Annotated in this window: 18 protein-coding genes; 9 read left to right on the top strand and 9 right to left on the bottom strand. The window is 40.0% G+C overall.

The window, feature by feature from the left end; genetic code table 11:
- Positions 1 to 435 precede the first annotated feature (435 nt).
- Positions 436 to 1188, top strand: coding sequence for a tRNA pseudouridine(38-40) synthase TruA (gene truA, locus EQG49_RS05595; RefSeq protein ID WP_133363048.1), 753 nt, complete (start codon positions 436 to 438; stop codon positions 1186 to 1188).
- Positions 1189 to 1649: 461 nt separating this feature from the next.
- On the opposite strand, the gene EQG49_RS05590 is transcribed toward truA, so the two are convergent.
- From EQG49_RS05590 to EQG49_RS05570, 5 genes are all read right to left on the bottom strand, one after another.
- Positions 1650 to 2414 (bottom strand): hypothetical protein, encoded by a 765-nt coding sequence (locus tag EQG49_RS05590; protein ID WP_133363047.1) that lies wholly within the window; start codon positions 2412 to 2414, stop codon positions 1650 to 1652.
- A 216-nt stretch (positions 2415 to 2630) separates the two neighbouring features.
- A complete protein-coding gene (locus EQG49_RS05585) occupies positions 2631 to 4037 on the bottom strand; it encodes a hypothetical protein (protein ID WP_133363046.1) in 1407 nt (468 codons plus the stop codon).
- A complete protein-coding gene (locus EQG49_RS05580; RefSeq protein WP_133363045.1) occupies positions 4018 to 4782 on the bottom strand; it encodes a hypothetical protein in 765 nt (254 codons plus the stop codon). The genes EQG49_RS05585 and EQG49_RS05580 overlap by 20 nt, the downstream gene beginning before the upstream one ends.
- 72 nt (positions 4783 to 4854) lie before the next feature.
- The gene (locus tag EQG49_RS05575) at positions 4855 to 5235 is read right to left on the bottom strand and encodes a hypothetical protein (protein WP_133363044.1); all 381 of its coding nucleotides are present in this window, start codon (positions 5233 to 5235) and stop codon (positions 4855 to 4857) included.
- Positions 5228 to 5884 (bottom strand): ABC transporter ATP-binding protein, encoded by a 657-nt coding sequence (locus EQG49_RS05570; RefSeq protein ID WP_133363043.1) that lies wholly within the window; start codon positions 5882 to 5884, stop codon positions 5228 to 5230. Before EQG49_RS05570 ends, EQG49_RS05575 begins: the two co-directional genes overlap by 8 nt.
- Before the next feature lie 219 nt (positions 5885 to 6103).
- On the opposite strand from EQG49_RS05570, the gene EQG49_RS05565 reads away from it, so the two are divergent.
- The 4 genes from EQG49_RS05565 (at position 6104) to rpsI (ending at position 9522) form a co-directional block, all read left to right on the top strand.
- The gene (locus EQG49_RS05565) at positions 6104 to 6973 is read left to right on the top strand and encodes a helix-turn-helix domain-containing protein (RefSeq protein ID WP_133363042.1); all 870 of its coding nucleotides are present in this window, start codon (positions 6104 to 6106) and stop codon (positions 6971 to 6973) included.
- 138 nt (positions 6974 to 7111) lie between these two features.
- Positions 7112 to 8455, top strand: a complete 1344-nt coding sequence (locus EQG49_RS05560; RefSeq protein WP_133363041.1) for a hypothetical protein — start codon at positions 7112 to 7114, stop codon at positions 8453 to 8455.
- A 216-nt stretch (positions 8456 to 8671) separates the two neighbouring features.
- Complete coding sequence (gene rplM, locus EQG49_RS05555; protein ID WP_133363040.1) at positions 8672 to 9115, top strand: 50S ribosomal protein L13; 444 nt, start codon at positions 8672 to 8674, stop codon at positions 9113 to 9115.
- A 14-nt stretch (positions 9116 to 9129) separates the two neighbouring features.
- On the top strand, positions 9130 to 9522 hold the full coding sequence (gene rpsI, locus EQG49_RS05550; protein ID WP_133363039.1) for a 30S ribosomal protein S9: 393 nt from the start codon (positions 9130 to 9132) through the stop codon (positions 9520 to 9522).
- Positions 9523 to 9663: 141 nt separating this feature from the next.
- Here rpsI and EQG49_RS05545 read toward each other — a convergent pair whose 3' ends face one another.
- Positions 9664 to 10632, bottom strand: coding sequence for a LacI family DNA-binding transcriptional regulator (locus EQG49_RS05545; RefSeq protein ID WP_133363038.1), 969 nt, complete (start codon positions 10630 to 10632; stop codon positions 9664 to 9666).
- Positions 10633 to 10896: 264 nt separating this feature from the next.
- Between EQG49_RS05545 and EQG49_RS05540 the strand changes: the two genes are divergently transcribed.
- The 4 genes from EQG49_RS05540 (at position 10897) to EQG49_RS05525 (ending at position 15935) form a co-directional block, all read left to right on the top strand.
- Complete coding sequence (locus EQG49_RS05540; RefSeq protein ID WP_133363037.1) at positions 10897 to 11943, top strand: Gfo/Idh/MocA family protein; 1047 nt, start codon at positions 10897 to 10899, stop codon at positions 11941 to 11943.
- A gap of 32 nt (positions 11944 to 11975) precedes the next feature.
- Complete coding sequence (locus EQG49_RS05535) at positions 11976 to 12935, top strand: GRP family sugar transporter (RefSeq protein ID WP_133363036.1); 960 nt, start codon at positions 11976 to 11978, stop codon at positions 12933 to 12935.
- Positions 12936 to 13065: 130 nt separating this feature from the next.
- Positions 13066 to 14004 (top strand): sugar phosphate isomerase/epimerase family protein, encoded by a 939-nt coding sequence (locus EQG49_RS05530; RefSeq protein ID WP_133363035.1) that lies wholly within the window; start codon positions 13066 to 13068, stop codon positions 14002 to 14004.
- 611 nt (positions 14005 to 14615) lie between these two features.
- The gene (locus EQG49_RS05525; protein ID WP_207668561.1) at positions 14616 to 15935 is read left to right on the top strand and encodes an MFS transporter; all 1320 of its coding nucleotides are present in this window, start codon (positions 14616 to 14618) and stop codon (positions 15933 to 15935) included.
- 63 nt (positions 15936 to 15998) lie between these two features.
- Here the strand turns inward: EQG49_RS05525 and EQG49_RS05520 are convergent, their stop codons facing one another.
- The 3 genes from EQG49_RS05520 to EQG49_RS05510 are packed head-to-tail and all read right to left on the bottom strand — an operon-like array spanning position 15999 to position 17454.
- On the bottom strand, positions 15999 to 16547 hold the full coding sequence (locus EQG49_RS05520) for an ECF transporter S component (protein ID WP_243115755.1): 549 nt from the start codon (positions 16545 to 16547) through the stop codon (positions 15999 to 16001).
- A gap of 32 nt (positions 16548 to 16579) precedes the next feature.
- Positions 16580 to 17041: a helix-turn-helix transcriptional regulator gene (locus EQG49_RS05515; RefSeq protein ID WP_133363034.1), complete on the bottom strand. Its 462-nt coding sequence runs from the start codon at positions 17039 to 17041 to the stop codon at positions 16580 to 16582.
- A gap of 29 nt (positions 17042 to 17070) precedes the next feature.
- Positions 17071 to 17454, bottom strand: coding sequence for a hypothetical protein (locus tag EQG49_RS05510; protein ID WP_133363033.1), 384 nt, complete (start codon positions 17452 to 17454; stop codon positions 17071 to 17073).
- Positions 17455 to 17535 lie beyond the last annotated feature (81 nt).

The following is a 17535-nucleotide window of genomic DNA, read 5'->3' as shown; positions in this document are numbered from 1 at the left end:
AACCGGCAACGCAAAACATCCCGGCATTTTGTTGCACAAAATACTGAATCTAATCCTAACGTGATTAGATTAGCCTTGCAGGCTGAATGTCTGTCTTGGGAGGTTCGGATAAGCTGAGACTCTAAGGAATAAATTCCTAAAAGTCCTCATCTTATCCTCAGCGGAAATATGTGCTGTACACATATTCCCCCAGTCGCGGTGTAAAGACTGCGCCCGCCAAGCAATTTCCAGTCACTACGTTAGTTAGGTATAATGCTCCAACTAGCGCTTAAGGTATATTCCGTGGTACGTGGGTATTCGTAAACAAGAGTATAGAAACGACAATTCCACGCTAGAATAAATAGAACATTTAATAAAGTGATTAATGGGAGTTGAAGTAAAACGCTTCAGCTCCTTTTACATAGAATCTACAGAATTAGAAAGGGATTTGATACAATGCAACGTTATAAAGTTACAATTGCGTACGATGGCACTAAATTTGCCGGCTTTCAACGCCAACCGGATCAACGAACGGTCGAATCAGTCCTAACAACGGCTGTGAATAAAATGGCCAAAACGCTCGATGGTACAATTAAAGTTTACGGGTCGGGTCGGACCGATGCTGGCGTTCATGCGATGGGGCAAGTCGTGCACTTTGACTTACCATTTAATATTCCGGCTGAAGGCGTGCGGCGCGGGTTGAACTCGATGTTTCCGCTCGACTTAGTGGCCATCGAAGTTGAAACGGTTGACGCAGAGTTTCACTCGCGGTTCACGAATGTTGGTAAACAATATCGGTACAAGATTTCCCGCAAAGATTTCATCGATCCGTTCAAACGGTTCTATACGTATAATTTCAAATTCAATTTAGATTTGGCTTTAATTAAAGCGGCGATGCCAGATTTAATTGGGATGCACGACTTTTCAAGTTTTGTGGCATCGGGTAATCAATCGAAAGACTTTGTTCGTGAAATTTTCGATGTTCAATTAGAGGAGCACCCCGAACTTGATGAAATTCACTTTATTTTTCGAGGAAAAGGATTTTTATACAATCAAGTCCGCATCATGACAGCGGTTTTACTGGAAATTGGCTCAGGTCGCCGACCAGTGCATGATATTTTGCGGTTATATGAAGTTAAAGATCGCTTGCAAGCACCATTGACGGCGCCAGCGCATGGCTTGTATCTTGAAAAAGTATTTTATGAATAAATAGCAAAAAGGACATCGCGAGTTAGGCGATGTCCTTTTGTGTATACGTGTTTAACGTTGTTATCTGTTATCTGTTCGTACTTGCCACTGCGTGCCACGGAAACTGCTTTTTGCACCGTGATGGAAGCAAGCTTTCTAAGCCTGTAGTCTTAGAAAGTCGGCGAGAACTGGGAGAGTAATCGCTAAAGCGCTAACTCTCCTCATTTCCTTTCCCTTGAGCGAAGTGATAAATCACTGCCCATTCACGGTGTTCGCTGCGCCAAAAAGCAGTTTCCTTAGGCACTTCGTTAGTTTGAGCATTGCCACGCGCTTACTAGGATGGCTGTAAGCATTTTTGCTGGCGTAGACTTTACATTGGTAATTTGTCAAAAATGCACTTTGACTTGGAATGTGTTTCCGGTGTGGTTTTGCAAGCGATTCGCAGATACATAGTGGTAGCGTATAAGACTAGCAGAACAGTTCTAAACTTCAACTGGCTTGTTAAGTATGCGACTACCAATGATGGTAGAAATGGTAATAACCAACGCTAGTGGGACTAATAGTGCCCAGTTGGGGATGCTGACGGTGGTACCAAAGGGGAATAAAGTGTGCATGGGCGAATAGATACGTAATGGGGCAACTAATCTAGTTAATAGTTCAAGACTCAGGTAAAAAATTGTAGTGCCAAAAAGCGCCAGGACAGTATGTTTTACCTTGATTACAATTAATTGGGCGAATGCTGAATAGGCGGCGCCGTTGATACCAATCCAGAGTGAGTAAAGTAACGTAAACTTGAGTGGTCCCAACTCGATAATAGACTTAAAATACTCGATTGCTGGTGCCGGTCCGCTGATTGGATTGATGGAAATTAATCCAGTGCGGGGTGCGATGTATAAAGTGAAAAGCGCTGGAATGGCGACAAATAGAAAACCAGCAAGTAAGCCCACAAGTGCGGCAACTTTAATTTTAGCGCGGTAATATGTTTTTAAATCAATTCTGATGTGAACGTACGCTAAGTAGGAATTTTTGCGTTCGTTATTCATTTTTGCTGCGTACATTGCCGTAAAAATAAAAGGGAATGCGAATGCCGGCGTGTTGCTAGTAACCTGAAAGAACAGTTGATAGTAATCCGTAAAGCTGGCCTGGCGGGTGACAATAAAAAGGCCCATGAGCGGCATTAAGATTAGTGGTAAAAAAGTTGCAAGTGCATTCTGCCAAGTTAAAAGTTTTTTGAGTTCTGAAATCATGCTGCGTCTCCCTTAAGTTGATAGTTATCTTTTTACTATACTTTAGTAAGCAATGAAGTCGGAATAACTTTCCAATATGACTATTATTGGTAGGATGTGAACTGCATTGGAGTTGTAAAGCATGTGATTTTTGCGTTATTACCAAAGTAAAACACCACTCCATTAGTTGGCTAACGGAGTGGTGTTTATTCATAGATATGGTAACCAAGCAAATTATTATGCGAGGTCTTTGCGCCGTTCAAGTAATAAGTAGGTAATAACCACACCTGTGATAACAAGTAATTTGACAGCAATTACTGGAAATGAAATGTGGCTGATTTGATCAAAACTGTTCATGTAAGCGAAGTAATTAAGTGCTTTGGGGTGAATGATTAAGGGCACTGCTAAAATCAGCCAGAAAACGAACAAGCCGTTAAGATATGAACGCGTTACATTGCTAATTATGCGAATGATTAACGTATACAATATTGCCTGCACGGCGCCACTTAAACCGAAAAGTAGTAAAGTTTTGCCTAATGCAATTGTGGCGACATAACTAGGTACAACGCTGGTGCCAATAAAGCCGACCAGTAGAATTATGAGTAGCCAATATATCAAAGCAAATGTCCAGAGTTTAACTAAATTTTTGCCTAAATACTGTGAAAAATTCCGAATACGCATAAGAACATAAGTGTTTTGCGAAGTACTATTCAGGCGACTAAATAGCCATAAAACGAGTGGCAAATTGAATAACAGATATACTGCTAAACTCGGCACGGTGAGTAAATTTGTGCCATTAACGCCGCCAAATACTAACCGGAAAAATGCAGTGATTCCTGTATGTTTAGTTAGATTGGCAAAATACAAAACCAAAGCTAATCCTCCTGCAGGGAGGATTAAGCGAAACATGTTTTTGCGATAATTGAAGCCAGCTTCGATATTGACTGCAAACAAAGTGACGATGCCAACGAGCCAGCCAAGTAAATGCAATTTGCCACTAAGGTTCGCAAAATGAGTGTAAGTGACGGGGCTAATCAGGCTAGGAACATTTGCGTCAAATCGGTTTAGGACGATGCTGTACAAAAGTAAAACAATGAGCGCGTACATTAAGTGGGTGAGATTATTGGTTATGACCTGTAAATAAAAGTAGAAAATAAATAATAAGGTACTCGTAATCAGGGTAGCCAAAATAATAGTTCCGAGAAGTGCTAAAGTGGTCGGAAATAGTTGCTGTAAATCACCCGAAGAACTTCTTGGCTGCCATGAAGTTCCAAAACGTAAACCCAAACCAGCAACGCCTAAAGCAAGCACGATAGTTGTGAGGTAAATGCCAAAATCAATAATAAAACCTTTATATAATACCCACAGATATTTATGTGGTTGCTGATAGCGCAACAAGGTATACAGCGAGTAATTATTTTTAATGGTGATATAAATAGTAAAAACAATTAACGGCAAGATTAGAAACATAAATGTTTGTGGAATTTGGAGCCAACCAATTGATAATACCGTGCTAGTCAAGTCTGGAACACCAGCGGCAATTGTTGCTAAACGAAGTGAAAATGCCCACAAATACGTAATTATGAAAAGTAATAGGATACGAATGGTCAGAAACTTACTAAGGCTATATTTCAATTTTTGCATTGAGAATACCTCTGCTGAGAATTGTTGATGATAAAATTATTAATAATAGAGGTACTAATAATACCCACCATGCAATATTGACGGTGCTACTATAAGGAAATAGCGTGTTGATGGGTGAATATGCATTTAAGAATGGGATTGCTTGTGTTAGGAGTTCAAAGAGGACATATAGTATGGTGGTGCTAAAAAAGGCCACAAAGATATTGCTAATTCTTAATACAAGTAACTGTGCCAAGACAGAATATGCAACCCCATTTATTCCTAGCCACAGTGAGTAAATGAAAATAAAGGGAAATTTACCGAGGTTAACAATTGTATTAAATGGCTCAAAAATTGTCATTTGCGGATTGAGGTGATCAATGTATACGAGCCCCATTTGTGGTGCAAGGTACAAAGTGAATATGGTGGGGATGAAAACATATAGAAAACCCGCACCAAAACCAATTAAAGCCGCAACTTTAAGTTTCGTGAGGTAGTATTTTTTCAGTTCAGTGCGCATTTGAACGTACGCAAGATAGGAATTACGCTTTTCATTGGTCATCTTGACGGCATACACGACGGTAATAATTAGCGGAAAGGATAACGCGACAACGTTACCGGTGACATCCAAGAAAAATTGATAATAATTGGTGTAAGCGTTCTTTGGCGTGAGAATGATTAAATTGATGACTGGCATAATCAAAATGAGGGCAATCGTTATTAAGATATTTTTTAAATTTAATAATTTGTTGATTTCGGAAATCATACCTAAGAACCTACTTTCTAGTTATAAAAAAGCGCTAGAGTGATATTCTCTAGTGCTTTCAATGGCAAATGTCTAGTTACTTCGGAAGCTTCCTTTTACAAGAACATGTACTAGTGTTGTGACATCCGTACTTAAGCCAGCATGGGCTTTCGTTCCTTTGCTGATTCCATTGGGAAGGGTGAATGTCCCAGTTTTATTTACCCGAATCCAGCGACCAGTACCGGCAGAGCTAGATGCTTCACGAACATCGATTGCTTTTCCAAGCGAGTTGATTTTCAAGCGGCCGGATTTAGCGCTAGTCGATTTCGTTTGGTTAGAGGTGTTTGATGAACCATTGACTGGGGCAACCGTGATATTAAATTTTGCGTAGGATGTACCAGCAAAAACAGACAAAGCTGATGATGACAAGACAATCAATCCTGCCGCAATTGATACGGCTACTTTTTTATTCATGCTGAAGCTCCTTTTTCAAAATTGTTTGGTTGTTGAATTCATAAATTTCATCCGCCAAAAAATCAATATCAGCTTGAATGTGGCTGGTGAAAATAATCGTTTTACCTTCAGCTTTTAGCTCCAGCATTAGTTGGCGCAAGTTAAGGATACTCTGGGCATCTAAACCGTTGAATGGTTCATCGAGGAGAATTAACCGCTGATTTTCCATGAAGGCCTGTGAAATTGCCAGTTTTTTTTTCATACCAAGCGAATAATTTTTAACTTTAGTGTGATTGTGACGATCTAAGCCCATGGTCGTCATCACAGTGGCGATTTTGTCAGATGTGATGATGTTGTTGATACTGGCTAAGTCATGTAAGTTATCAAAACCAGTTTTCGCCGGATTAAAAGCCGGCTTATCAATCACAATACCAATTTCAGCGTCAAATTGCTTCGCATGAATGTTCCGTTCTTTGTCTAAAACTGTTAGGTCGCCTTTATCTGGAGCAATGAAACCAGCAATTATTTTTAATAAAACTGATTTACCAACGCCATTGGGACCAACTAAAGCGACAATCTCGCCGGTTGTAACAGTTAAATTGACATTTTCGAATAAGGTATTACCGGCAAATGATTTGGCGATATTCCTGAGTTGAAGTGCATTGTCCATAGATTTTGGTTCCACGCACGATGACAATCAATTTATGCGAGTTGTTTATCGCTAAAATACTGCCAAAATGTTAGTTGAAATTTTAACATTCTGGGGATGGCTAGAGTATGGATTGTCAGTACGTTGGAACCGTCCCCCTTTCTTGTTAGCGACTATGTTATAGTAAGCACGTGGCATGGTTACAAAATATTCCAATATGACTATTAGGGGGGCTAGTTTATGCTCAAAAATTATGGATCATATTTTCGTGAATTACGGCAAGAAAAAGGTTTCACGATGGCACAAATTGCCGAAGGGGTCACCTCGGAGTCATTTTTATCAAAATTTGAACGGGGTCAATCCAGTATTTCGATTGAATTGCTGTTACCATTGCTCGAACACATCAATGTTAAATTTGACGAATTTGCAGCGTTGGCGGGGATACCAGCTAATAATTATTTTTATACATTTGTCGATAAAATTAGTGAATTAGCGGCGACATTGACAACATTAAATGTCAGTATATTAGAACGCATTAGTGAGCAAGAACTGGCGTATTGGGACGCTGGTGGCAAGCTCTACCACCAACATTTGGCAATCATTGCCCAAGTAGCATTAGTGGCTAAGGAAAACACAAATCATTTTCCAAGTACATTAGCGCAGAGTGTGGTTGATTATTTGTTTGATGTGCAAACATGGAATCAATATGAACTAACGTTATTCACGAATACTGTGCGGGTATTACCCGAAAAAGTTCAATTAGCGTTTGGCGGTGAAGTACTCGCACACTTAGCGAGTGGGCAACGGTTAAACGAGCATGTTAAATTAGGGATTGAAGCAATGCTTAACATTATTACTAATCAAGTCCGTGCAGAAAAATACGCTCAAGCACGTAAATTGTTACGAGGGTTGCAACACATCGCACCTGAGATGACATGGGAACATAACATTAAGACCGCTTTTCTAAACGGAATTATTCAGATGAAAACGAGTAATTATACGGTCGGATTTGCTAGCGCAGAGGCAGCTGTTGCGGCGATTCAAGTTGCTAAGCAAACCGGAATTGCGAGCGAGTATGCTCGATTTTTAGAAATAATGAAACTAAAATAGTTGGTGGCATTGCCGAGGTACCCCAGTTTAAGTGGCATCAGTATAAAATTTGCATGTAAACACAACATTTTATCTAGATTGGTGGTAATATAACATCAGTCTATTTTTTATTTTTTTACCGGGACAGGAGTTAAATTAATGGCAAACAACTACTATTACATAGGCGCAGATCAACCACTTGCAACGGGATATGTCCAAGCAGATGGTACGATGCAAACATTAGCCGATATCCAACGGGATGGAGCGAGCGATTTAGAAATTGAGCTCGTCGATCAAGCGAGCTTGACGAGCATTCCTGAAAGCTTACGCGGCGCAAAATACATTGTTAGTACAACCGACATGATTGAAGGCGAGTACTTGTTTGCCGATGACACACCCAGCAATAGTGATTTATTAGTCGCATACTTGCAAAATGAAGCCCACTATCAAGAGATGATGTTTATGGTCACAACGGAAAGTGGTGAGTTGGAAACTATCAATGTGCCCAGCGCTGAATTAACGGCAGCGCTAGTCACTAACCAATATAATCATCAAAAACAGTGGATTATCAGTGGCACAAATGACAGTAATCAGCGAGCAATATTACCCGTAACGTTTGACATTGTACGTAATAATATTGACGGTATTGATTATTACTCAGGTGTTCCAGCGGGAAGCCCAGAAACGTATATTGATGAAGCGACTGGGCAAATGCGGGTAGCGATAGAATTTCCATGGCAGTTCACCCAAAATGATGATAATCGCTTAATTATGTTAGGCGATGGTTCAATTGTGGCATTCAAGCTCAAAAAAACGTTGCTTCATAAGACAATTACAGAAATGTTCTATCTGTTCGATGGTGACGTCGGTTTTCAGTTATTATTTAATGATGACGGAATCCAGTTACGGACTGGGCGGCGTGAGCAATTAATACAAGCCACAATCCAGGCCGGTGATTCGACCTTGTTATATGGGGATGGAGATCAATTAGTCGTAACCTACGCACCCCAAAAAGGCCAAATTCAATTAGTCCGAACTTTGAAGCAAGGCGCTGGACAAACAGTTTGGTCAATCGTGGTTGATTTGAAAAAGTTGGAACTAATTAATATCCACCAAACCACTGGTACTAAGTATCACGATGCCGAAATTGTCACCAATATCACGTTGCAAAGTGAATTTAAGTATCATATGAAAAGCCACTACCTCAAGCACATGCGCGCCGGTTTTTGGATTATCTGGGATGGCGAACAATTTATTAAAATTGGTCAAGATGAAGGCGAAGAATCGCACGGGTTGATGGACTTTGATGATACCGTGGAAGGCCAAATTTATCACATGAAAATCAAAGAAGACACCACTTTACTAAGTTGGGTGACTCAAGAAGGCGTCTTGATTGTCGAAGATCGAACTGATGAGGTGGGCGTTCGTTCATACCTTGGTGGCCGTGTTGATGACTACCCAATTCTTTTTGAAATTATGAGTGATAATGAAGAGCAAAGTTAATATCTAAAAATTAGCAGATCTAGTTCTAAAAACAAATCCCGAAATATTAAAACGATTCGCAAATTTCATGCAATCTTTTGAGGGAAAATCATTGACTTTAAGCCGGTATGACAGTATAGTAGACAACGGTATTGTTTACCATCCACATTTAAAAAAGTCCCGGTAAGATTTTTAAAAAATTTTGATTGTAAACAGACAAAAACGGAGGATTTTCCCATGCGCACTACATTTATGGCAAAACCAGGCGAAATCGAACGCAAATGGTACATCGTCGACGCTACTGATATTTCATTAGGTCGTCTTTCATCAGTTGTTGCTTCAATTTTACGCGGTAAGAACAAGCCTACTTTCACACCTAACGTTGATACTGGTGATAACGTTATCATCATCAACGCCTCAGCAGTTAAGTTGACTGGTAAGAAAGCTACTGACAAGATCTACTACCACCACTCAAATCACCCTGGTGGTCTTAAGTCACGTCAAGCCGGCGAATTACGTACTAACAACCCTGAAAAGTTACTTGAATTATCTGTTCACGGTATGTTACCAAAGGGTTCTTTGGGACGTAAGCAAGGTTTGAAGCTTCACGTTTATGCTGACGCGAACCACAAGCACGAAGCACAAAACCCAGAAGTTTTGGATATTACTAACTTAATCTAAGGAGGAGAATGGAAATGGCTACAGTTCAATACAGCGGTACTGGTCGTCGTAAAAACTCAGTTGCTCGTGTACGTTTGGTACCCGGTACTGGTAAGATCACTATGAATGGTAAAGATATTACTGATTACATCCCATTCGCTAACTTACGTGAAGTAGTATTGCAACCTTTTGCAGTAACTGAAACTTCAGGTAACTATGACGTTCTTGTTAACGTTAATGGTGGTGGTTTCTCAGGTCAAGCTGGCGCAACTCGTCACGGTATTGCCCGTGCATTGCTTACAGTTGATCCTGACTTCCGTGGTGCGTTGAAGCGTGCGGGTCTCTTGACTCGTGACTCACGTATCAAGGAACGTAAGAAGCCAGGTCTTAAAAAGGCCCGTAAGGCATCACAATTCTCAAAGCGTTAATATTCTTAACAAATTCGAATTGGGAAAGAGGTTTGGCACTTGTGCCGAACCTCTTTTTTTGCATAATTTCAAGTTACACCAAAAAACGTTATCCAAATTTCCCAACAAGGAAGTGGATAACGTTTTTCGCGTATGCCTAATCTAAATCGATTCCCGAACAACAAATTCGGTATCCAACAACAAGTGGGGGGATTCTTGGTGAGATGTTTTGAGCATTTCAACAGCGGAATAGCCGATTTGGAATTGGGGTTGGCTTACGGTCGTCAGTGAGGGCGTTAATATCTGTGAAATGACAGTATTATCAAAGCCAACGACCGCGATGTCTTCAGGGATGCGCAAATGATATTTGTGCGTAGAATTGATTACCGCAGCGCCAATTGTGTCTGAAGCGCAGAAGAAAGCATCAGGGTGCTTTTGTGAGCTTAATAGTTGAGAAACAATGGGTAAAGCGATTTCATATTTTACGGCTGGAATTGAAGTCAGCCAGTCGGGGTTGATTGGTAAATCATTTTCTTTTAGAGCATCAATGAAGCCCCGTTCACGCTCGCGTGAATAGCGAAATGATTTGGGCCCATTAATAATACATAGGTTCTTTTTACCAGATTTAATTAGTTGGTTAGTGGCGTTTTTTGCCGCCGCGTAATCATCAATCGAAACGTAGGGCAAGTCAACGTCTGGGTTAAATTCGTTACATTGCACAACTCTGATGATATTTAATAGCTTATTTAGCACGTAATTAGGGAGTGCGGTCAACGTAACTAAACCGTAAACGTGTAAATTTTTGACTAACTCTAAAAAGTTTTGAATATTGTCATCACTTAGCTGAGTTTGATTGATAATGACTTGGTAGTTGTTGGCGTTGGCTGCGGCGTTAATGCCTTCAATAATGTTGGCATAGAAAATGTTCGAAATATTCGGAATGTTGACCATGATTATTTTAGTTGCGTATTTATCTTTTTCACGTTCAAAGCCGAGTTGGGCAACTGCTTCTTCAACCTTTTGGGCGGTTACCAAATTGACATTATTTTTGTGATTGAGCACGCGTGAAACTGTTGCGGGGGATACGTGGGCAACTTTAGCAATATCATAGGCGTTTAGTTTTTTCGGCATCGTGACAATTCTCCTGTGAATTTATGAGCATGAAATATTTCAGTTTTATTTTAGGACATACAGTAATACTACCGCAGATACTGATAATTATGTACTGTTAAGCGGATTTTTATCACTGAAATATTTCAGTGGATGAAACGACAATTGAAATGTAAGCGGTTTTATTATACAACATAAGAGTAGATAAATAAAAGCAGTGTGCTTCAACTACATATTAACGCTTTGAGAATTAATAGTTGAAACCACATCATGGAGGATTTAGGAATGACAGATAAAAAATTGAATGTTGGGATTATTGGTTGTGGGAAGATTTCACAAACTCGGCATATTCCAGAATACGCACAAAATAAGAACGTAAACATCATTGGTTACTTTGATTTTGTTGCCGAACGCTCTGCTGAAATGGCAGCCCAATTTGGTGGTGAAGTGTTTAATTCAGTTGAGGCAATGCTAGCTAATACTGAAATTGATGCAGTGAGTGTCTGCGTTGCCAACGATGCACACGCTGATATTACGATTCAAGCGTTGAACGCAGGCAAAGACGTCCTCTGTGAAAAGCCAATGGCGACAAGCTTAGCTGATGCTGAACGGATGGTTGCAGCGGCAGAAAAAAATAATGCGAAGTTGATGATTGATCAAAACCAACGTTTGGCTAAGTCACACGTTGTGGCAAAACAATTGTTAGATCGCGATGAAATTGGTAACGTCCTGACATTTAAAACGACATTTGGACATGGTGGTCCAGAAACGTGGAGTGTGGATCCTGGTGCCAACACTTGGTTTTTTGATAAAAATAAATCTAAATATGGTGCCATCTTTGACTTAGGTGTCCACAAATTGGACTTGATGCTCTACTTGTTGGGTGGCAAAGTTACCAGCGCATTCTCATGGTTAACGACGCTGGATAAGCGCGATAGCAATGGTGACTTGATTGGTGTTGACGATAATGCCATCAGCATCTATGAATTTAACTCTGGTGTACTTGGTACAGTAACGGCTAGTTGGACTTACTACGGTGAAGAAGACAATGCCACAATTATCTATGGTTCAAAAGGAATCATGAAGATTTACGATGATCCGCAATATTCACTCAAGGTTATCTTAAATAGTGGCGAAGTCATCAATTACGAAATTGACCGCATTCAAACTAATGATAATCAAACTAGTTCAGGCATGATTGATGAATTTGTTGATTCAGTACTTAATAACCGCGCTTCAATTGCCGATGGGGCATCAGTTTTGAATTCAATGAAAGCCATTTTTGCCGGCATTGATTCAAATGAAAAAGGTCAAAAAATTCAAGTTAACTAAAAACACAGTCATTTAAGTGAGGAATAGAAATAATGGACATTTTAATTGCACTGATTCCATCATTATGTTGGGGATCAATTGGACTCTTATCAGCAAAATTTGGTGGTAACTCATCACAACAAACTTTAGGTCTAACATTTGGTGGACTATTGTTTGGGGTATTAACGTACTTGCTCTGGGTCTTGCCACATGGTTACACGATGAACAGTCAAATTGTCATCATTGGTTTGGTTTCAGGTATTTTATGGACAGTTGGTCAAGGATTCCAATTCGTGGCGATCAAGTCAATGGGTGTTTCACGGGCGGTGCCATTATCAATGACAAGCCAAATCGTGGGTAACGCCTTACTTGGGGCAGCCGTGTTGGGTGAATGGACTGCGGTACAACAATGGGTTATTGGCTTGATTGCGATTGCCTTAATCGTGTTGGGTGCTGTCTGGATTCAAACTAAGGACAAAGCTGAAAAGCAAAACCAAGTTAGCGGCACTGGTAGCTCAGTTAGTGGGATGGTGCCATTAGCACTTTCAACGCTTGGATTTATGGGTTACTTCATTGCACCAAAACTCTTGCAAAACTGGATGCACATTCCAGCACAAATTATTAACGCAGATCACGGTGTTCAATACATGATCACAATTATTTTCCCACAATCAATCGGGATGGTAATCGGTGGCTTGCTGTTCGTATTGTTTATTACCCGTGAAACGAAAAAATTGGTTACGAAAGTTACTTTTGTTAACGCAATTACTGGTTTAGTTTGGGCAATTGGTAATATTGCCTTGTTCATCTCAATTGCTAACCCTAATCTGGGGCAAGCAACCGCAGCTACTTTGAGTTCATTAGGATTCATTATGGGGGCATTTGGTGGGGTCTTTATCCTGCACGAACGCAAAACCAAGTATCAAATGGTATTAGTTTCACTTGGAACGCTAATCGCCGTAGTTGGTGCGGTATTGATGACAAACCTGAACACGTTAGCGAACATGTTTTAGGTAGATTAAAATTGGAGCCCATTGGGCATCCGTGTTAATGAAATATAAGGAGCCAGATGGGCATCCGAAGTTTATGAAATACGAGGAGCCGGACGGGCATCCGAGTCTATGGAATACGAGGAGAAATAAAATGAAATTTGGATTTTTATCAGGTTGTTTACAAAACATGACCTTAGAAGAAAAAATGGCTTACGCACATGAAGTTGGTTTCACAACGTTAGACGTTTCATGTTGGCCACGGAACAATGCGCGTGATTATTCTGGTAGCGATATTGATGTTGAAAACTTAACGGATAGCGACATCGCAAAAATTAAGGCAGACCAAGAAAAGTACCAAATCACGTTTGCAAGTTTAGCTTACTATGACAATATGCTTGATCCTGATGAAGCAACGCGCCAAGCTTATTTTGACCATTTGGTAGCGGTTATTGAAGCCGCCGGTAAATTAGGTACGCCATTAGTTGGGTGCTTTATCGGTAAAAATCATAACGAATCATTAGTCGAAAACTTTGATGAATTTGAAGCGATTTTTTCTAAGTTAGTTGCAATTGCTGAAAAGAACAACGTTAAATTGATGATTGAAAACTGCCCAATGCCAGGTTGGCAAGAAGATGGTTTGCCAGGAACGATTTCATATTCACCAGAATTATGGGATGAAATGTTCCGCCGCGTTCCAAGCAAGTCATTTGGTTTGAATTTTGACCCATCACACTTGACTTGGTTAGGAATTGATCCTTTGCGAGCAATGCGTGATTACAAAGACCGTATTTTCCACATCGACGCCAAGGACGTAATTGTTGATAAGAGTCAATTTTACAAATACGGTATTTTCGGTAAGAAATTGAACCGTGAACACGAAGAAGATTTGGGCTTTTGGACACCAGTTATTCCTGGTTTAGGCGATATCAACTGGAGCACTTTCTATCAAGTGATGAAAGAAATTGATTACAAGGGTGACTTCAGTATTGAACATGAAGACCGTCGTTTCTCTGAAACAAATGAGTTGGTTAAGCAAGGACTTGAATACTCATTTAACTACTTGAACCCAATTATCACTGATTTTAAGTAAAATACGGGCTCAATTTCGTCTGACGTGGGATTGAGTAAAATTGGCCACTACGTGCCAGTAAATTACTTGGCGCACCACGCTGGAAGCAACCTCCCAAGCCAAAGTGCGGTCTTGTGAGGTTCAGATAAGCTGGGACTCTATGGGAATAAATTCCCTAGACTCCTCAGCTCATCCTCAGCGGCGACATGTGTTGCACACATATCACCCCAGTCGCGGTGTAAAGGCTGCGCCCGCCAAGTAATTTACCGTCACTCCGCTAGTTAGGAATAATGCTCAAACTAGCAAAAATAGTTATCAACCATGGGTCGTAGTAGCATGTAAAACCAACACTGACAATAGAACCTCAGTAATTCGATACTTGAAAAATACAGAAATGACAATTCCGCACTAGAAAAAATATAGCCAAAATACGTACTTCTGAATGGTCTCACATTAAAATAATGTGGGATTTTTTTGTTACCGAAATTGCGTTAATGCATCACGGGCAGCCTACGTTTTACCAACAATTTACAGACGCGATGTGAGCTTTACTGACACAAAGTATATCCAAATTTCGCCCCAGTAGGTATCATGAGAGAAATCTAATTTTATCTATTTGGGGGAAGAAACATATGATGTCACAAAAGCGTGTTGCGGCAAATATTATTAAAGGTTCACTAGGCAATTTAATTGAGTGGTATGACTGGTATGTGTATGCTGCGTTCGCTATTTACTTTTCAACGCAATTTTTTCCAAGTGAAAATCAGACCTCACAACTGCTAGCAACGGCGGCCGTATTTGCAGTTGGTTTCTTGATGCGACCTTTGGGTAGCTGGATTATGGGACGCATTGCTGACAAGAAAGGGCGCCGGTATGCATTAACCTTGTCAGTTACCATTATGGCTGGTGGCTCATTGATTATTGCGGTTACGCCAAACTATCAAACTATTGGCGTCGCAGCACCGATTATTTTGGTGATTGCTCGGCTGATCCAAGGGTTATCTTTGGGTGGTGAATATGGTACGAGTGCGACATATTTGTCAGAAATGGCTAGTGCAGGTAAACGCGGATTTTATTCAAGCTTCCAATATGTGACGCTCGTTGGTGGTCAATTAATTGCTTTAGCAGTACAAATCGTATTACAAAATTTACTGACGCAGGCTGAAATGTTGGCGTATGGTTGGCGAATCCCCTTCGTAATCGGGGCACTCGGAGCATTTGTCGTGTTACGGTTACGGTTGTCGATGGATGAGTCAACGACGTTTGAAAATTTAGATGCCGATCAGAAAAAAGATGCTGGTACGATTAAAGCATTGTTGCGCTATCCGCGCCAAGTATTGACGGTCATCGGGATGACTTTAGGTGGCACGATTGCATTTTATACCTACACAACGTATATGCAAAAATTCATGATTAACTCAATGGGGCTAAAGCCGCAGCTTGTGACGACGATTAATTTTGCGGCCTTACTCATCTTTTTGTTCTTGCAACCACTAGGTGGGGCACTATCGGATCGCATCGGGCGGAAGCCGTTACTATATACATTTGGTATTCTTGGTACCATACTGACACCAGTAATTTTTATTGGCTTGCAACACACCAAGTCACCACTGATTGCTTTCTTGTTGATGATGGTGGGCTTAGTCATTGTTACGGGTTACACTTCAATTAACGCGATTGTCAAAGCTGAATTGTTCCCGGCGGAAATTCGCGCACTGGGAGTTGGCTTACCCTATGGACTGACTGTCGCAATTTTTGGTGGGACGGTTGAATATGTTGCCTTGTTCTTGAAACAAGCACACCTAGAAAATATATTCTTCTATTATGTTTCGGGTGCCGTGTTTATTAGTTTGCTGGTTTATTGGCGGATGAATGAATCAATGAAAACTTCCCACATTGAACGGGAAGCTGGTAGTTTGACAGTATCGCCTGATGAAGTGAGTGGTAAGTAATCAATAATATAAAAATAGGAGTAGGGCATTGCGATGACCTACTCCTATTTTTGTGCGTTAAATTTAAAAAAGTTGTGCGTGGATTTTTTTTAGTAAAGGTACCAATGTTGGTGAAAGAATGAGACAAAAGCCCGCATTACCAAGCGCGTGCATTAAGTCAAACGGTAAGCCAGCAATATAATACGGTAAAAAATTATTGATACCCAAAATTGGTGCCTGGATTATTGAAATTACAAAGCCATAAAAGAAGCCCATGGCTGCACAAAAGCATGCACGCACAATTATTGGTGCTTTAAAAAACCAAGGCTTAGCTAAGAAGTACGTAAGTAGGACAATTAAAATATACGCGCCAATTTGTGCTAAAGTCCAAACTCCCATACCTAAAATAATATTAGAAACGACAATTGAAAGCACACCAACGAGCAAGCCGTTACTTAGGCCAAATATTAAAGTTGTAAGAATAATAATATCAGTAACTGGCTGGACGTTAGGGATGAACTGAAAAATCAACCGCCCAACTTCACAAATACCAATTACAAAAGTTAAGAAAGTCAGTTGTTTCATAGTTAAAAAAGAATGATGTTCTGAATCTTTATTTTGTAAGTTATGCATGTTTGGACTCCATAAGTAGTAACAAAGTGCGACTAATTACTATTTTCTTCTAATGAATGCTGGCGAAATTCCGAAGGGGTCATTTCAGCGTGTTGCTTAAATACTTTACTAAAATAACTCGTTTGAGCAAATCCGAGATGTTGTGAGATTTGTTGAATGGGTATTTCAGGATTGACTAGCATTTCTTTAGCACGCTGCATCTTTTTATCATTAACATAGACGGTAAACGTGGTAAACATTTCTTTTTTAAATAGCTTACTAAAATAATAATTAGAAAGAAAAACGTGTTGCGAAACTTCATCTAGCGTAATCGATTCCGTAATATGCTCGGCAACGTAATCAATCGCACTTTGGATTGAAGGGTGAATTTCGCTTACAGCGGAGTATTCAAACTCATTTTTGTTAGCTACCTTGGTGGCATTCTGATTAGGCGTGTTGTTTGAAGATGCTTCGGCAGAATCAAATGCGCCAATTGATTGGAAAAAGAGTTCCATTGAATTTTTTAAGAGCGTAAATGCTGATTCTAATTTAATTTCGTTGTTATATCATCATCACTAGTACTGACGATGATATAACCCACTAAGCTTGATTGGTTATAAATTGGACAACTTTTGGAACGAATTTCAGTTTTGTAAATGACATCATTAGTAACAATATGATTTTTTTCGATATTATTATGACTATTTTCTTCTGTGGTACAAGGATGGTGCAATTGATCTGTCAAAAATTGGATTGGCAGATAGGTTGAAAGTGGATGCCCCCCAGCATCTAATACTTCAGCGACTAAGCCTGTCGCAATTGAGAAATCCTCAATAATCGCGTTGAGTGACAGACGATAACTGGCGACACTTGCTGAAAAAGTCATATTAAATTCCCCCATTACATAAAATAGTGCTGTAAAAAACATTAAAGTGTTCTCAACGTAAGTCTACCTTAATGAATATATTATGTAAACGCAACTCTTGTGAAAAATATATCAATTTATTGT

This window comes from Periweissella cryptocerci, assembly GCF_004358325.1.
GTDB lineage: Bacteria > Bacillota > Bacilli > Lactobacillales > Lactobacillaceae > Periweissella > Periweissella cryptocerci.
Note: the sequence above shows the minus strand (reverse complement) of the source record. Positions and strands in the feature narration are given on the sequence as shown.

Excerpts from the sequence above, each read along its gene's own strand:
- truA (WP_133363048.1), top strand. The coding sequence starts at position 436 with ATGCAACGTTATAAAGTTACAATTGCGTACGATGGCACTAAATTTGCC.
- EQG49_RS05590 (WP_133363047.1), bottom strand. The coding sequence starts at position 2,414 with ATGATTTCAGAACTCAAAAAACTTTTAACTTGGCAGAATGCACTTGCA.
- EQG49_RS05585 (WP_133363046.1), bottom strand. The coding sequence starts at position 4,037 with ATGCAAAAATTGAAATATAGCCTTAGTAAGTTTCTGACCATTCGTATC.
- EQG49_RS05580 (WP_133363045.1), bottom strand. The coding sequence starts at position 4,782 with ATGATTTCCGAAATCAACAAATTATTAAATTTAAAAAATATCTTAATA.
- EQG49_RS05575 (WP_133363044.1), bottom strand. The coding sequence starts at position 5,235 with ATGAATAAAAAAGTAGCCGTATCAATTGCGGCAGGATTGATTGTCTTG.
- EQG49_RS05570 (WP_133363043.1), bottom strand. The coding sequence starts at position 5,884 with ATGGACAATGCACTTCAACTCAGGAATATCGCCAAATCATTTGCCGGT.
- EQG49_RS05565 (WP_133363042.1), top strand. The coding sequence starts at position 6,104 with ATGCTCAAAAATTATGGATCATATTTTCGTGAATTACGGCAAGAAAAA.
- EQG49_RS05560 (WP_133363041.1), top strand. The coding sequence starts at position 7,112 with ATGGCAAACAACTACTATTACATAGGCGCAGATCAACCACTTGCAACG.
- rplM (WP_133363040.1), top strand. The coding sequence starts at position 8,672 with ATGCGCACTACATTTATGGCAAAACCAGGCGAAATCGAACGCAAATGG.
- rpsI (WP_133363039.1), top strand. The coding sequence starts at position 9,130 with ATGGCTACAGTTCAATACAGCGGTACTGGTCGTCGTAAAAACTCAGTT.
- EQG49_RS05545 (WP_133363038.1), bottom strand. The coding sequence starts at position 10,632 with ATGCCGAAAAAACTAAACGCCTATGATATTGCTAAAGTTGCCCACGTA.
- EQG49_RS05540 (WP_133363037.1), top strand. The coding sequence starts at position 10,897 with ATGACAGATAAAAAATTGAATGTTGGGATTATTGGTTGTGGGAAGATT.
- EQG49_RS05535 (WP_133363036.1), top strand. The coding sequence starts at position 11,976 with ATGGACATTTTAATTGCACTGATTCCATCATTATGTTGGGGATCAATT.
- EQG49_RS05530 (WP_133363035.1), top strand. The coding sequence starts at position 13,066 with ATGAAATTTGGATTTTTATCAGGTTGTTTACAAAACATGACCTTAGAA.
- EQG49_RS05525 (WP_207668561.1), top strand. The coding sequence starts at position 14,616 with ATGATGTCACAAAAGCGTGTTGCGGCAAATATTATTAAAGGTTCACTA.
- EQG49_RS05520 (WP_243115755.1), bottom strand. The coding sequence starts at position 16,547 with ATGCATAACTTACAAAATAAAGATTCAGAACATCATTCTTTTTTAACT.
- EQG49_RS05515 (WP_133363034.1), bottom strand. The coding sequence starts at position 17,041 with ATGGAACTCTTTTTCCAATCAATTGGCGCATTTGATTCTGCCGAAGCA.
- EQG49_RS05510 (WP_133363033.1), bottom strand. The coding sequence starts at position 17,454 with ATGTTTTTTACAGCACTATTTTATGTAATGGGGGAATTTAATATGACT.